The sequence below is a fragment of the Pseudoalteromonas sp. BMB genome, assembly GCF_001709235.1.
In the GTDB taxonomy this organism is placed as follows: Bacteria; Pseudomonadota; Gammaproteobacteria; order Enterobacterales; family Alteromonadaceae; genus Pseudoalteromonas; species Pseudoalteromonas maricaloris.
Map to the genome: position 1 here is coordinate 24,235 of NZ_MBQA01000204.1, position 15,544 is coordinate 39,778.

Sequence of the window (15,544 nt, forward strand, 5' to 3'; positions counted from 1 at the left end):
CCTACCTCGACAGCGTTTTTAGGATATCAGCAAATACGCCAGCAGAGGTCACTTCTGCGCCCGCGCCATAACCTCTGATCACAAAAGGCTTTGGTTGATAATATTGGCTTAAAATAGCCAGTGCGTTTTCACCATCGCGAATATCGTACAGAGCGTGCTCTTTGTCTACGGCTTCAATGCCAACGCGGCATTTACCGTCAACGATTGAACCGACATAGCGTAGCACTTGGCCTTGTGCATTTGCCGCAGCAATACGCGCTGCGAAAGCATCATCTAATTGCGGTAATTGCGCCATAAATTCATCAACACTGGCGCCCTCAGCAAACCCTTCAGGTAATACTGATTCAACTTCAATATCACTGAGCTCCAACGGCAGTCCCGATTCACGGGCAATGATAAGCAGCTTACGCGCGACATCCGTACCAGATAAGTCATCGCGCGGATCTGGCTCTGTAAAACCGCTTTGTTTGGCTTTCTCTGTCGCTTCCGATAGCGATAAACCATCCGACAATACGCCAAAGATATACGATAGCGAGCCAGACAAAATACCACTGAATGAAAGCAATTCATCTCCTGCGCCAAACAGCAATTTAAGGTTGTCTAATACAGGGAGTCCGGCGCCAACGTTGGTTTCGTATAGAAAGTGACGGCGCTTAGCAAGTGCAGCCTGCTGCAGTGACTGATAATACTCATAGCTGCCAGTATTGGCTTTTTTGTTGGCCGCAACGACATGAAAGCCCGCATTAAGAAAGTCTAAATAGCCATCAGCAACAAACTGAGCCGCACTACAATCGACAATCACAGGGTTAATTAAATGATTTTGTCTAACAAACTGACTCACCTGTTGTAAATCAAAGCCAGACTCCGCTTTCTCAAGCGCCAATTCCCAGTTATCAAACGGTACGCCTTCTGGGTCTAAGTAACACTTACTTGAATTTGCAATGCCATAGAGGTTCAAACGGATATTGCGTTTTTCAAGCCATGCTTGCTGCTTATGAAACTGCTTCATTAATTCTTGACCCACTAGACCGCAGCCGATCAAGAAAACATCGATGGATGGCACGTGCGTGAAGAAGTTTTCGTGACACACTTTTACTGCATCTTGGCAAAGTTCACCGTCAACCACCGCCGAAATAGAACTCTCCGTTGAGTCCTGCGCGATGGCAACAATATTCACCTGAGCCTGTGCAAGTGACGCAAAGAATTTGGCCGCAAGACCTTTGTGCGCTTTCATGTTGTCGCCAACCAAAGTAACGATAGCAAGATTACGTTGCACTTCAATTGGGTCAATTAATCCTGCTTGCGTTTCAAGCTCAAATGCCTGTTCAAGCGCAACCAGCGCAAGTGTTAAGTCTTGCTCATGGACACAGAAACTGATGCTGAATTCACAAGAAGATTGCGTAATAAGTACGATGGATACATTATCTGATGCCAGTGCGGAAAAGACCCGAGCAGCCATGCCAACCTTGCCTTTCATCCCAGGTCCTGCCACGGTCAACATAGCAAGTTTGTCGAGACTCGAAAGCGCCTTTACTGGAGCCTCGCCACCGCCTTGAGCACAAATCAGTGAACCTGGCACTTCTGGATCATGAGTATTTTTAATTTCACAAGGCACATCGGCTTTGGCGCAAGGTAAAATTGTTTTTGGGTGCAGCACCTTAGCGCCAAAATAAGATAGCTCCATGGCTTCTTTATAAGATAGCACGTCGACCTTAGTCGCTTTCTTTATTAGGCGAGGATCTGCACTGTAGACACCATCAACGTCAGTCCAGATTTGACAGATTTCGGCTTCAAGACACGCAGCAGCGACTGCCGCAGAGTAGTCAGAACCATTGCGACCAAGCGTTGTTAGCTCTCCTGCTTCATTGCTTCCCGTAAATCCTGCCATGATATAAAAACGCGACGCTTGGGCACGCACTAATTCTGCAAAACATAGCTTACTTAGCTTAAGGTCAACCTCGGCATCAAGATACCCGCCCTGCGTTTTTACACACGCGTCAGCATTGAGCGCCACTGAATCTGATTGCAGCATAGTGTCCATCAGCGCCACGCTAATGCGTTCACCAAAACTAATAACATAGGCTCTTGCTTGATCTGGGCAGTGTCCCAGTAACTTGGCCCCATCTAATTTATTCTTAAGTAATTCAAAGTCAGGCCAGCCTACAACACCACCGTACACCGCTTGTACTTCATCGTATAAGCCTTGGCTGCGGGAAGTAAATGACTGCCACTGGGAGTCAAACGCTTCTCCTCGTCCAGCCAAATCAGCAAGCTCAACGAGCTGATCTGTCATGCCACCGGGTGCCGACAGCACGATAAGCGCTTGTTGTTGGCCATGGTCTTTAACTAGCTCGCTGACTCTTTGTAAACAGGCAAAATCTTTGAGGGAAGACCCTCCAAACTTTAGTACTCGCATCATTTTTCCTCATTCCAAAAACAAAAAAGGCCTGTGTTCTTAGTGAACACAGGCCTTTTTCAAACTCGCACTGACCTATGCCACTATCCCGTTAGGATGGTGGTTGTAATAATGGTCGTAGTGATAATATTCGTTTTCATAATTTTAGAGTGCCTGAAGTTTAGCCGCGCTGTCAATACGAAAGAGCAAAATAGATTATGCAAATTTTTAATAGTGACATTTGTAATTTGCATAGATAAGTTATCGGATACCAAACTGGTGCAGTAATTCTAATAACTGCTCTGCTTTAACCGGTTTTTCTAAAAACCCTAACGCCCCCAAATTTGCTACTCTTTCTTTCATCTTGGCCTGAACATCTGCCGAAATAACCACCACGAAACATTCAATTCGGTGTGCTTTTATTGCCTCTAACACAGCAATCCCATCAAGTATTGGCATGGTTAAATCCAGACACAATAAATCTATTTGCTGAGTTTTCAGTAAATCAATCGCCTGCTGGCCATTCTGTGCTTGGTGCAAGGTCAGGTCTAATTTGCTCTGTAAGTTTTTAATGACTTGTTTACGGGCGACAGCCGAATCATCGCAAACTAAGACGGAATAACTCATAAAGTGGTCAGTCTTGTACTATCGTTAATAAAACGGTCACTGGATATCGCTATCTTATAACACATTAAACTTTCCTAGGTAAGGCGCTAAAAAGCATAATTAATGAAGATAATTATTTATTTTTAACCATTTATTGGCTAACTTTAAAAACAGATTATACAAAGGCGATGAACTTACCGTAGGAGCTCAGCTTAATTCATGCTGCAAAAAAGCCTCTCAAAAAAATTGCTCACCAATGTGCTGTCGGTTTACTTCCTTCTAACCTTTGTCGTCACATGTGGTCAAATCGTTGCTGAATACGTCAATACCAAAGACTATATTCGCAATGAACTTACCATGCTGCAAAAAACCTTTAGCCGCAGTTTGACCCGTGCCATTTGGGAACTCAATACGAAGCAGACCGTTACTACGGCTGAGGGGCTACTTGCGATCCCCATGATCGAAGGAATTATTGTACGTGATGACAGCGGTGAGATTATTTCGCAGCTTGGTCGCTCACTAGATATTCACGAGCTGTATAGCCAACAGCTTGTTCAAGAAGAAGCAATAATCGAAGATACGCCATCCGGTTTATTTGGTTATACATTTCCATTAATTTTTGAATTTTCGGGACGTGCAACGCAAGTCGGCGACGTAACATTATTTTCTAGCCGAGAAGTCGTCTTTAGCCGCATCATGATTTCTATCTACTTTTTGATAGGTAATGCGATGATCAAGACAACATTCTTGATTATTCTGTTTTTAATTGCCTTCAGAAAGCTACTTACCGAGCCATTAAGCGACCTCACCGAGCAAATTGAAGACTTTGAGGTCGACAACGTTGATGGCCATAAAATAGATATCGGCGCAAAAGAGCGCAATGAACTAAAGATCATGGAAGAGGCATTCAATAAGCTAATTGATAAGGTCTCTGAATATCGTAAAAAACTCGACCAAACTCAAAAAGAGCTGCTGATCAGCAATGAAAAACTCGACCAACATAATATTCAGTTGGAACAAGAAGTCGCACGTAAAACCTCAAACCTGAGCCAAGCGATGATGGATCTCCAGCAACAAAAGTATGAATTAGAAAAGCAGAAGTTAACGCTCACAGAAGAGATTGATTTAAGAAAACAAACAGAAGAAGAACTACTAACTAAACAAAAAGAGCTTGAGAAATACGTAGACGAGCTAAATATGGCTCAAGAGCGCTTAGTGGGCTCTGAAAAAATGGCGGCACTTGGTGGTCTCGTTGCCGGTATTACGCACGATATTAATACCCCCGTTGGTATCGGCGTGACTGCAACGTCGTTCTTACAGGAACGTTTAGATCAGCTTGAGGCGGCGTACAACGGCAAAACCTTATCACCAAAAGCGCTAGAAGAATTCATTAGCGAAGCAAAGCAAAGTGCTAGCCTACTTACCACCAATTTAGACCGTGCATCGGAGCTTGTCGCAAGCTTTAAACAAATTGCAGTCGATCAGGCCAGTGAAGCGGTTCGTACCATTAACCTGAAGCAATACCTTGGTGAAGTGATCCGCTCATTACATCCAAAATTGAAGAAAACTCATCATCAAGTGAATGTTGAATGCCCTGAAGACATGACGCTAAATTTACCAGCTGGGGCAATTAGCCAAATATTCACTAACCTTATCATGAACTCTTTGATCCATGGTTTTGAAAATCAAGACCAAGGACAAATAGATATTAAAATCAAAGAAGACAATGGTATGGTAAATATCGTCTACAAAGACAACGGTAAGGGCGTAAGTAAGGCCCAACTAGACCGTTTGTTTGACCCCTTCTTTACGACCAAACGCGATCAAGGTGGCAGTGGGCTTGGTACCCATATTACCCTAAACCTCGTAAAACAAACTTTGAATGGGGATATCGAAGTAAATAGTGAAGAAGGCAAAGGCCTCACCTACTACATCAGCTTCCCAAAAGACTTACAAAAACCAATGGCGATGTTTAGCTAACCAAGTTTAGAACACGACAACCGTCCAATACGCCAAGCTGCAAAGTGGCGTATTGGCGCAAGATATCTCCCCCACCACCAAACATCATCTAGTGGAATACAAGCTGTGACCTTTTTGCTATGATGACCGCAATTTTATTCCAGACGGGCATATTTCTATGTGGTTCAGTAACTTAATCTGCTACAAATTCAAACAAGATGTAACTTACACACAAGAAGATTTCGAAAAAGCACTCGAGCAGGATATTTTTCGTCCTTGTGGTAGCCAAGACATGACCACTTTTGGCTGGACAAAAGCCTTCGGTAAACATGGTCAGATGCTTTCACATTTTTCTCAAGACAGTATCTTAGTTTGTGCTAAGCGTGAAGAAAAAGTGCTTCCTGCAGCCGTAGTCAATGAAATGGTCGCCGAAAAAATTGAGCAAATAGAGCAACAAGAAAATCGTCCAGTAAAGAAAAAAGAAAAAGACGATATTAAAGAAAATATCCTAGCCACTTTATTGCCTCAAGCGTTCAAAAAATCGAGCCTGCAATTTGCTTTTATCGACCAAAAATCAGGTTGGGTGATTGTAAATAGTGCCAGCTTCAATAAAGCGGAAGAACTACTTGCACTACTGCGTAAGTCTCTGGGCACGCTTCCTGTTGTACCTGCGTTTGCAAACTATGATTTAGACTTACAGCTAACACACTGGCTCACCGAGTTTAGTGCACCTGAAGGCTTTGCAATAGGCACCGACGCTGAGTTGCAAGAGCCAGACGACAACGGTGCTCAAGTCAAGTTAAAACAACATGACCTTTCATCAGACGAAATCAAAACGCACCTAGAAAACGGTAAACGTGTGACTAAACTCGCGTTAGATTGGCGTGAGCGCGTGAAGTTCGTTTTACAAAACGATGGCACATTAAAACGTTTAAGCTATGCAGAAGCACTTAAAGACCAAAATGCGGATATCCCTAAAGAAGATCTAGCCGTTAAACTTGATGCTGACTTTATTTTGGTATCGGAAGAAATCAAAGAGTTGTTAGAAGATCTAACCAAAGGTCTTGGTGACGACGAAGGCCTAGAGTCTTAATTTAGTATCACTTAGGGCCTGTTGGCCTCTGGGTACGAAAAATTGATAGCGGATATGGCTATCAATTTTTCTTAATCCTGCTCAATACTTTATCTTCACAAGGTCACTTTGCGCCAATAGCGAACGGATTACACGCACTCAAGTACGAGCGTATAGTCACTGACTCGCCACTTTATTTGCACTAACCAACGCATTTGTCGCGCTTTATTTACTCTTCAATGGCATGATAGCAATTCGGCTTTGGCAGTAACGCTTTGCTAACCTGAATTTCAGGTATCGAAGACAATTTACGCCAGTAGTCCGATACCCGAAAACGGTAACTCGTACAATTAAACGGAGTTTGACGCGCGTGAATGTAAAAAGCATTTCATTGGCTTTAATAGTAGTGATAATTTGGGGGCTTAACTTTTCGGTCATTAAATTTGGCCTAGCAGAGTTACCTCCTATTTTATTCTCAGGCTTGCGTTTTTTGGTAGTCGCGATCCCAGCAGTATTTTTCATTCCCTTTCCTAACACGTCGGTATGGAACGTACTCGGGGTTGGGCTATTTTTAGGTGTGCTTAAGTTTAGCTTGCTGTTTATTGCGATGGAATCAAATGCATCAGCCGGCATTGCTTCTTTGCTGCTACAAGCCCAAGTCATTTTCACGATTTTGCTAAGTGTTTTGTTGTTAAAGGAAACCATGGAGCGCTTTCAGGTGGTGGGGATTAGCATTGCAACGTTTGGCTTTAGTTTGTTTTTTATCAACTCGTCTGGGTCAACGACAATATTGGGCGCGGTGTTCATTCTATTCGCGGCATTATTTTGGTCGTTTTCAAATCTCATTATGAAGCGCCTGCAAGACGTTAATTTACTCCATTTTATTGTTTGGGTAAGCCTAGTGCCGCCATTGCCACTTTTTACACTGTCTTATTTTATTGAAACTGACGCCCCATTGGCCTTACTACTGAACACCACAACACAGTCTTGGTTATCCATTGCCTATGTGGGTTATATCTCGACGCTGATTGCTTTTGCAGTATGGGGTTGGCTACTTAAAAATCATAAGGCCGCTGCAGTGACGCCTTTTGCTTTATTAATCCCTATTGTCGGCATTGTAGGTTCAGCGTTATTACTTAATGAGCAGTTGATGCTAATGGAAGCCATTGGGGGTGGTTTTATTTTATGTGGCTTAACGATTTCAGTTACAGGTGCTCGGATAAGTAAAATATTTAAAAAACCCCAGGCCGAGGCTATGCCCTAAACGCCAAAGACCTCAACAGAGGTCTTTATATTCACGGCAAACTAAGGCGCTGAAACCGCGTATTGAGTACAAGGATTAAGCAAACATTGTTTTAACGTCTTCGAGTACACTCAAATAAGTGTCACCTGCAAACATATCAACTTCCCTTATCACACCCTTTTCTTCATACTGTTTTAGCGCTGCAGACTTATCCGACACCTGCAATATACCTTCGACGATTGCTCCAACACGAATAAAGTCGACATAACAAACATGTTCAGGCCGATAATTAGGATTTGCCCAGCTTTCTGCGACTTCAACAAACTCATCGGTGAATTCCCACTCTCGCATTATTGCCCCCCCAATTTTGCCGCCTAATTTCTGGATGGCATGAGCCAAAAAGCTTGGATTGGCAAACACTTCAGGGTGACGTTCAGCCTCTGTCAAAATCGGTAAAACACCGATATTAAACACCAAAGAAGCCAACGTGATTGTATCTTTGTTAAGCGATGTATGCTTGTTGACGCGAAGATAAAAATCCATCGTTGTTATCGCTTGGCAAGCAACTTTTAGCGTTTTCTGCCAAGCTTTGTCCATGTAAGTCTTGATAAGCTTGTTATTAGAAACAAATAGCTGCTCCATCGCCATTGCAGTCGCTATATTCTTGATTTGTCTGAGACCGATACGAGTTACTGCTTGGTTTAAGGTGTTTACCTTCACCGAACGGCCCATAAAAGCGCTGTTGGCAACTTTGATCATACGTGCTGCAAGGGCTGGGTCGTGAGAAATAACATCTGCCATCTGCATCAAGTTAATTTCAGGGTCATCTGCCGCCTGCCTAACTCGCACTGCGATTTCAGGTAATGTCGGCAATACCAAGGTGTCGTTATTAATTCTGTCAGTTAGAATCGTGAGCAAAGCATTTTCTGTAGACATGAAACCAAATCCCTTAATAACTGAATAAAAGACCCGACTACAAGCATAAGCTTATGGCAAAAGTAAGCACTTGCTTGCTGGAGGTCACACTGCTGATTTTTAGTATCTATGACGTAAGTATTGTCTAACTTTCGGATAAAGTTAAGAAAATCTAAAAAAATAATATTTTATTTATATACCCTCAATAATTAGCAAGTTAGAATTCATAGCATACGGTGTATTGTGGCAAACTTTGCCGCAAAAATACTGAAAATGACCCACAGCTGGACACAAATGATGACCTTTCACGTTAACAGCGGCTTACGTACCACATGCTAAACTAAGTTAACTAAGTATTGTGATACAAAATCGTGTAAGGTGATCGCCACATAATTAAGACAACAAGGGAGCATTATGAAACACTCTATGATTTCAGTTGCAATCGCGCTTGCAACAGGTCTCACCCTAACAGGCTGCTCTGAGCCATCAACCTCTTCAGAGAAACCTAGTGCACAAACTGAGCAAGCACAAGTTGATACTAAACAATCAGGCTATAAGCTAGTTAATGCATCTCAAGACCGGCTAGATATTTATACCCCAGTAACGCTAGAAACAGACTTGAGTCACTTAAACGATAACCAGAAAAAGATGTTAGCTTTACTCATCGACGCTTCGGTTATTATGGATGATTTATTTTGGCAGCAAGCGTTCGGCGAAGACAAAGCAACATTCCTAAGCAAAATCTCAGACGAAAAAGTACGCCAATTCGCGGACATTAACTATGGGCCTTGGGATCGTTTAAATGGCGACCAAGTTTTTCTTTCTGGCTTTGAAGAAAAAGCACTGGGTGCAGAATTTTATCCAAGCGACATCACCAAAGACGAGCTAAATAACGCCGATGTAAAAGATAAAACAGGACTGTATTCTGTTATCCGCCGCGATGAAAGCGGCAAGCTATACAGCACTTCTTACTCATCCGCGTATAAATCAGAATTGGATAAAGCCGCAGAGCTTTTACGCCAAGCAAGTAAACTGGCACAAGACAAAGAGTTTGCAAACTACTTAAACTTGCGCGCAGATGCATTAGTCAATAATAGCTACCAAGCGTCTGATTTCGCTTGGATGGACATGAAGAATAACCCGATTGATGTGGTAATTGGCCCAATTGAAACCTATGAAGACCAGCTATTTGGCTATCGCGCCGCTTTTGAGTCTTACGTTCTGGTTAAAGACTTAGCGTGGAGTGAGCGTCTCGCTAAATTTGCCGCTTTTTTACCTGAGCTACAAACCGGCTTGCCAGTTGACGATAAATACAAGCAAGAAGTGCCTGGATCTGATGCTGACTTAAACGCATATGACGTCATTTATTATGCAGGCCATTCAAACGCGGGTAGTAAAACCATTGCGATTAACCTGCCAAATGACGAAGAAGTGCAACTCCAAAAAGGTACGCGTCGCCTACAGCTTAAAAACGCCATGCGCGCAAAATTCGATAAGATCTTAGTACCAATTGCTGACCAACTTATCGTCCCTGAGCAACGTAAGCACATCACCTTTGATGCTTTCTTTGCTAATACCATGTTCCATGAGGTGGCCCATGGTCTAGGCATTAAAAATACTATTACAGGTAAAGGTACTGTGCGCCAATCACTGCAAGAACACGCCAGTGCGCTTGAAGAAGGCAAAGCAGATATCCTAGGCCTATATATGGTTGAGCAACTACTTAAAAAAGGCGAGATCACCGAAGGTACGCTTGAGGATTACTACATCACCTTTATGGCTGGTATCTTCCGCTCAGTACGTTTTGGCGCATCCAGTGCACATGGTAAAGCGAACATGATCCGCTTTAACTTCTTTAAAGAAGAAGGCGCATTTTCTAAGAACACGGATGGTTTATATCAAGTGAATATGGAGAAGATGGGCGCAGCGATGGAGAAACTGTCTAACCTTATCCTAACGCTACAAGGTGACGGCGACTATCAAAAAGTCGATCAACTGATCGCCACACACGGCGATATCAAAGCGGAACTACAAAAAGATCTAGATAAGCTTTCCAAAGCGAACATTCCTGTTGATGTTACCTTTAAGCAAGGTAAGCAGGTGCTAGGACTGTAATTACCGAGCACACCATGGTAGTGCTTACTACCATGGTGTAATTAATCCTAGATACAATAATCTTCGATTTCTCTTTGGTGTTTTTTGATGGCTTTTGTGGCTTTGTCAGATTTAGCAATCGCTAAATTTACTTTCGCATCATCGCATTTGTCTTGTAGCTCTTTGCGCATCAAATAGTTTTGATCCTGCTGTTGCTGCGCCAACCCTTCCACACCACTATATTCAGTTCTGGATTCTGGTTCACGATCTTTTTGATAAGGCTCTGGCACAGTCGCCTTACAGGCGGATAATAATGATACTGCCAAAATAACAACTAAACTTTTATTCATATCGCGTACTCCTTGATTTAAAACGGCAAAAGTCAATTTCAGTTATAACAGTTTCAGCTATAAACACAAAACACGTAGAGCTTAAAAGTTTGTAAAGCGCTTGATGTGTTTACAGTCTAATGGCCTTTTTGAGGCTTTAAGCAAAACTCGCTTTTAGCTGCTCAACTTCCTCATCACTATAGGGTTTTGCTGGATAGAGCCCCCAAACCGGTTTTGGCCATGCAATATCGGTTTTAAATCGTGCGATGTGGTGCACATGTAGTTGCGGCACCATATTACCAAGCGCAGCCACATTTAATTTATCTGGGATAAAGGTGTCTTGTAACAAACGACTCAGCTTGGCCGATTCTTGCCAAAATTGAACTTGCTGCGACTCAGGTAAATCAATAATTTCTTTCGCGCCCACAACCCTAGGTACTAAGATAAACCAAGGGTATTGTGAGTCATTCATTAACAATACGCTACACAGCGGCCACTCGGTAATTAAGATACAGTCTCGTTGTAATTCTTTAGCTAATTCAAATGACATAGTGAAACTCTTTAAATCCTATTTACTCGGCACTCTATCCGAATTTGTTGCTATTGCAAAGCGGCTTCATTACCATCCGATCAGACTTTAAAAATATAACAAGGTGGCTACCGTGCACTCTCGCATTAAACACTACACCATCGCCCTTCCGTTAGCGCTTGCCTCTGTCACCGTTAGCGCAGAGCAACTAACGCTAGAGCGACTTTTTGACGACCCGTCTCTTTCAGGTAAAGCGCCTGTAAAACTACAATTTTCTCCTGACGGTTCTCGTGTTACTTATCTTCAAGGTAAAAAAGAAGACTATAACCGTTACGACCTTTGGGAATACAATCTAAAAGACAATACCAACCGCTTGTTGGTAGATTCTGCGGCGCTATTTTCTGGCCCAGAGAACCTCTCAGATGAAGAAAAAGCACGTCGTGAGCGTCAACGTATTTTTGGCCGTGGTATTTTAGAATACAAATGGTCAAAAGATGGCAAAGCGCTACTTTTCCCACTCAATGGCGACTTGTACTACTATGAAATCGCTTCTGGTAAGAGCAAGAAACTAACGGAAACGGAAGCATTCGAAACCGACGCTCGCTTCTCACCAAAAGGTAACTTTGTTTCTTTTATTCGTGAGCAAAACCTCTATGCCATTGACCTTAAATCGGGTAAAGAAACGCAATTAACTAAAGACGGCGGTGGCGTAATTAAAAACGGCATGGCTGAGTTCGTTGCTCAAGAAGAGATGAGCCGTATGACGGGCTATTGGTGGTCGGGTGATGAGCAACAAATCGCCTTCACACGCATTGATGAAAGCCCTGTTCAAGAAGCCATTCGTAACGAAATCTATGCCGAAGAGGTCAAGTTATTCAATCAACGCTATCCATATACGGGTACTGCTAACGTTGAAATTGAACTGGGTGTTGTAAAGATCAATGACCAAAAGGTGGATTGGATTGATTTAGGCGACGATAAAGATATCTATATTGCCCGTGCAAATTGGTTAAAAGACAACAAAACATTGTCATACCAGTGGCAAAATCGCTCACAGCAAAAACTGGAACTGCGCTTTTACGATACTAAAAGCAAAAAACAGCAGGTTGCCCTGACCGAAACCAGTGATACTTGGATTAACCTACACTTTGACCTTGAATTCCTAAAGGACAAAAAGCATTTCGTTTGGGCATCTGAGCGCGATGGCTTTAAACACCTTTACCTGTACAGAACCAATGGCCAACTTGTCCGCCAAATTACTAAAGGCGATTGGATTGTTGAAAGCCTTCAGGGCATCGATGAGAAAAAAGGTATCGTATACTTCTCCGGCCGCAAAGACACACCGCTTGAAAGCCACCTATACAGCGTACCACTTTTTAAAGATGGTGATGCAAAACGTATTACCGAAAAAGGCAGCTATCATAGTGTCGTACTGGCGAAAGATAACCGCACCTTTATCGATAAAAGCTCTTCTGTAAACCGTCCACCAGCCGTTGCGTTACGAAAAGTGAATGGTGACTTTGTGACTTGGCTTGAAGAAAATGCGCTGAATAACGAACATCCGTTAACGCCTTATTTGAGCAATCTAGCTACGCCAGAATATGGCACGCTTAAAGCGGAAGATGGTCAAACCATGTATTACCGCTTATTTAAGCCAGCAAAGCTTGAAAACGGTAAGAAATATCCGGTTATTGTGAACGTGTATGGCGGACCTCATGCACAACGCGTGACCAACAGCTGGCGTAGCAAAAACTTGTATTTCCAATATCTTGCACAACAAGGCTATGTGATTTTCCAATTAGATAACCGAGGTTCATACAACCGTGGTAAAAAGTTTGAAGATCCAATCTACAAGCACTTAGGTGTAGTGGAAGTGGCTGACCAAATTAAAGGCGTTGAGTTCTTACGTACACTAGAGTACGTCGACCCTGAGCGTATTGGTATTTATGGTCACAGCTATGGTGGTTACATGGCGCTGATGACAATGTTTAAAGCAGGCGACTACTTTAAAGCTGGTGTCTCTGGTGCGCCAGTAACAGATTGGGCTCTATATGACACGCATTACACTGAGCGTTACTTGGGTCACCCAGATACAAATGCTAAGGGCTATGAGCAAAGCGCGGTGTTCCCTTATGCTGATGGACTAAAAGGCCCGCTGATGATTTATCACGGTATGGCGGACGATAACGTACTATTTACCCATGCAACGAAACTATTTAAGCAGTTGCAGGACGAGGTTAAGCCATTTGAAATGATGACTTATCCAGGCTCGAAGCACAGCTTGCGTGGCAAAAAAGTACAAACCCACTTGCATCAAACCATTACTGACTTCTTTAATCGTCATTTTGACGTTGAAGCTAAGTAAACACTTAATAGCGCCCAGCTTCCTATGAGCTGGGCACTTCTTCTTTTCTCTCCATTTAGTTCTAGTCCATTGGTCTAATTGTTTATTCTTCTAGACTAAGAAAAACTGAAATTATTGTTCTATCCAAGTTATATATCAATTGCATTAAGTAAATGAGCTATTTGAAGCGGAGAAATAGCTTTAGTAGCAAGGCAAAAATTTTGCTATTTAGTTGTTCTAAATGAGAAATTTTTAACGAAGCTAATATGGTATTTCACCCTTCAAATTGGTTGGAGAATTAACGCAATTGGTATTACTACTAAGATTAATTAGTATGAATTGATGAGGCGTTTGCGCTTCTACTTTCAATAATAAAAACGACATAAGGATTGCGTTATGTCCAAACAGTTTTTTCGAAATCTCACCATTTTCCAGCGCCTCGCGTTACTTATCATTGTAGTTATTATCGGCGTTATCCTTCAAAGCGCAGTAAGCTTATCGCAACAGTATGATGCTCTCGAAAAGCAGCAATATCATAAAACTCAAAACCTTGTTGAAAATACCTATAGTTTAGTGGCTTACTTTCATCAACAATATGTATCTGGGAAACTCCCAGAGGCGCAAGCGAAATCCGCAGCCCTTGATGCCGTTGCCGCTTTACGATACGAAGGTAATAATTACTTTTGGATCAACGACTATCACCCAAAAATGGTGATGCACCCATTTAAAAGCGAGCTCAACGGCAAAGATCTCAGCCAATCAAAAGATCCCACTGGCAAGCGCTTATTCGTTGAAATGGTACAAGTGGCAGAAAAAAGTGGTGCGGGGTTTGTTCCCTACCTTTGGCCAAAGCCCGGTAAAGAAGCCCCTGTCGAAAAAATATCTTACGTCAAAGCGTTTACACCTTGGGGCTGGATCATCGGCTCCGGTGTGTACCTCGACACTATCGAAGCTGAGTTTGCACACATTCGAAATTTGCTATTAATTGAGATGGCGGTGCTTATTATTTTGCTATTCCCATTTAGTGCAATCATAGGTAAGAGCATCATCACCCCCATTCAACAAGCCAAAGACATGATGAAAGATATCGCTCAAGGCGAAGGCGATTTGACTCGACAACTCGACGAAAGCGGTAAAGATGAGATAACCGCGCTTGCCAAATACTTTAACTTGTATACTGAGAAGATGCGTCATTCCATCGCGACAGTGGCCCATAACGCTAAAGAAGTTGAAACCCTGGCCAATCAGGTAAAAGCGGCTGGCGAAGAAAACTTGGCATTTATTGAGTCGCAAAATGACAATAGCCGCCAAGTCGCCACGGCTGCTGAACAAATGACCATGCAAGTTCGTGAGATCAGTAGCAATGCAGACACTGCAGAGCATTCTGCCGCAGACGCGCGCAATTACAGTGAAAAAGGCAAACAAACTATTTCTCAAACTATTGCCGCCATTAAAAAACTGTCGGAGCAAATTCAATCTGTGAGCGTGACCACAACGAGCCTTGCGCAAGAGAGTCAACATATAGGGTCAGTGCTCGATGTTATTCGAGGTATTGCGGAGCAAACCAATTTACTTGCATTAAACGCGGCAATAGAAGCCGCTCGAGCAGGTGAACAAGGACGAGGCTTTGCTGTTGTTGCAGATGAAGTACGCACCCTTGCAAGTCGTACAGGTCAAAGCACAGATGAAATCCACAACATGATCGAGCGACTGCAAAAAGAAGCGCAGCAGGCCGTAGCAGCTGTTAAAATTAGCCAACAAATCTCGGAGCAAACGGTTGAACAGGTACAGCTTGCCGATATCGCATTAACCGAAATTGAGCGCCTTATTGACGCTATCTCGGATATGAGTACCCACATCGCCAAAGCCACCGACGAGCAGAGTCTTGCAGCACAAGAAGTTAATGAGCGAATAGCTCAGCTTTCTGACTCCACCCATCACTCTCTGGATACCACACATTCACTCAACAACACCAGTGAGCAACTAACACGAGCAAGTCACGAATTGAGTGACATAGTTAACCGCTTTAGAGTATGATATCCACCTTGCAGAGCACCT

The 15,544-nt window shown here is 42.9% G+C and carries 11 protein-coding genes; 6 read left to right on the top strand and 5 right to left on the bottom strand.

What is annotated here, in order from left to right; all coding sequences use genetic code 11:
• Window position 1 precedes the first annotated feature (1 nt).
• Together thrA and BB427_RS20615 are read right to left on the bottom strand one after the other, a co-directional pair.
• Window positions 2–2,416, bottom strand: coding sequence for a bifunctional aspartate kinase/homoserine dehydrogenase I (gene thrA, locus BB427_RS20610; protein ID WP_069022957.1), 2,415 nt, complete (start codon window positions 2,414–2,416; stop codon window positions 2–4).
• Window positions 2,417–2,656: 240 nt separating this feature from the next.
• Window positions 2,657–3,022, bottom strand: coding sequence for a response regulator (locus BB427_RS20615; RefSeq protein WP_069022959.1), 366 nt, complete (start codon window positions 3,020–3,022; stop codon window positions 2,657–2,659).
• A 198-nt stretch (window positions 3,023–3,220) separates the two neighbouring features.
• Here BB427_RS20615 and BB427_RS20620 point away from each other — a divergent pair, with 198 nt between their 5' ends.
• The 3 genes from BB427_RS20620 to BB427_RS20630 all read left to right on the top strand — a co-directional run bounded on the left by BB427_RS20620 (window position 3,221) and on the right by BB427_RS20630 (window position 7,296).
• Window positions 3,221–4,981, top strand: coding sequence for a sensor histidine kinase (locus tag BB427_RS20620; RefSeq protein WP_010372128.1), 1,761 nt, complete (start codon window positions 3,221–3,223; stop codon window positions 4,979–4,981).
• Window positions 4,982–5,138: 157 nt separating this feature from the next.
• On the top strand, window positions 5,139–6,053 hold the full coding sequence (rdgC, locus tag BB427_RS20625) for a recombination-associated protein RdgC (protein ID WP_069022961.1): 915 nt from the start codon (window positions 5,139–5,141) through the stop codon (window positions 6,051–6,053).
• A 349-nt stretch (window positions 6,054–6,402) separates the two neighbouring features.
• Window positions 6,403–7,296 (top strand): EamA family transporter, encoded by an 894-nt coding sequence (locus tag BB427_RS20630; protein ID WP_069022963.1) that lies wholly within the window; start codon window positions 6,403–6,405, stop codon window positions 7,294–7,296.
• 75 nt (window positions 7,297–7,371) lie between these two features.
• Here the strand turns inward: BB427_RS20630 and BB427_RS20635 are convergent, their stop codons facing one another.
• A complete protein-coding gene (locus BB427_RS20635) occupies window positions 7,372–8,211 on the bottom strand; it encodes an HDOD domain-containing protein (protein WP_069022965.1) in 840 nt (279 codons plus the stop codon).
• A 393-nt stretch (window positions 8,212–8,604) separates the two neighbouring features.
• On the opposite strand from BB427_RS20635, the gene BB427_RS20640 reads away from it, so the two are divergent.
• Window positions 8,605–10,305: a dipeptidyl-peptidase 3 family protein gene (locus BB427_RS20640; protein ID WP_069022967.1), complete on the top strand. Its 1,701-nt coding sequence runs from the start codon at window positions 8,605–8,607 to the stop codon at window positions 10,303–10,305.
• A gap of 47 nt (window positions 10,306–10,352) precedes the next feature.
• Here the strand turns inward: BB427_RS20640 and BB427_RS20645 are convergent, their stop codons facing one another.
• Both BB427_RS20645 and BB427_RS20650 read right to left on the bottom strand, forming a co-directional pair.
• Window positions 10,353–10,634, bottom strand: a complete 282-nt coding sequence (locus BB427_RS20645) for a hypothetical protein (RefSeq protein ID WP_069022969.1) — start codon at window positions 10,632–10,634, stop codon at window positions 10,353–10,355.
• Window positions 10,635–10,770: 136 nt separating this feature from the next.
• A complete protein-coding gene (locus BB427_RS20650; protein ID WP_069022971.1) occupies window positions 10,771–11,163 on the bottom strand; it encodes an HIT domain-containing protein in 393 nt (130 codons plus the stop codon).
• A gap of 112 nt (window positions 11,164–11,275) precedes the next feature.
• On the opposite strand from BB427_RS20650, the gene BB427_RS20655 reads away from it, so the two are divergent.
• Both BB427_RS20655 and BB427_RS20660 read left to right on the top strand, forming a co-directional pair.
• Window positions 11,276–13,507, top strand: coding sequence for a S9 family peptidase (locus tag BB427_RS20655; protein WP_069022973.1), 2,232 nt, complete (start codon window positions 11,276–11,278; stop codon window positions 13,505–13,507).
• 375 nt (window positions 13,508–13,882) lie between these two features.
• Entirely contained in the window at window positions 13,883–15,523 is a 1,641-nt protein-coding gene (locus tag BB427_RS20660; protein ID WP_069022975.1) for a methyl-accepting chemotaxis protein, read from the top strand.
• The last annotated feature ends 21 nt before the right edge of the window (window positions 15,524–15,544 follow it).

Bases quoted from the DNA above. Each gene is read 5' to 3' on its own strand.
- BB427_RS20650 (WP_069022971.1), bottom strand. From the start codon at position 11,163: ATGTCATTTGAATTAGCTAAAGAATTACAACGAGACTGTATCTTAATT.
- thrA (WP_069022957.1), bottom strand. From the start codon at position 2,416: ATGCGAGTACTAAAGTTTGGAGGGTCTTCCCTCAAAGATTTTGCCTGT.
- BB427_RS20645 (WP_069022969.1), bottom strand. From the start codon at position 10,634: ATGAATAAAAGTTTAGTTGTTATTTTGGCAGTATCATTATTATCCGCC.
- BB427_RS20620 (WP_010372128.1), top strand. From the start codon at position 3,221: ATGCTGCAAAAAAGCCTCTCAAAAAAATTGCTCACCAATGTGCTGTCG.
- BB427_RS20640 (WP_069022967.1), top strand. From the start codon at position 8,605: ATGAAACACTCTATGATTTCAGTTGCAATCGCGCTTGCAACAGGTCTC.
- rdgC (WP_069022961.1), top strand. From the start codon at position 5,139: ATGTGGTTCAGTAACTTAATCTGCTACAAATTCAAACAAGATGTAACT.
- BB427_RS20635 (WP_069022965.1), bottom strand. From the start codon at position 8,211: ATGTCTACAGAAAATGCTTTGCTCACGATTCTAACTGACAGAATTAAT.
- BB427_RS20615 (WP_069022959.1), bottom strand. From the start codon at position 3,022: ATGAGTTATTCCGTCTTAGTTTGCGATGATTCGGCTGTCGCCCGTAAA.
- BB427_RS20660 (WP_069022975.1), top strand. From the start codon at position 13,883: ATGTCCAAACAGTTTTTTCGAAATCTCACCATTTTCCAGCGCCTCGCG.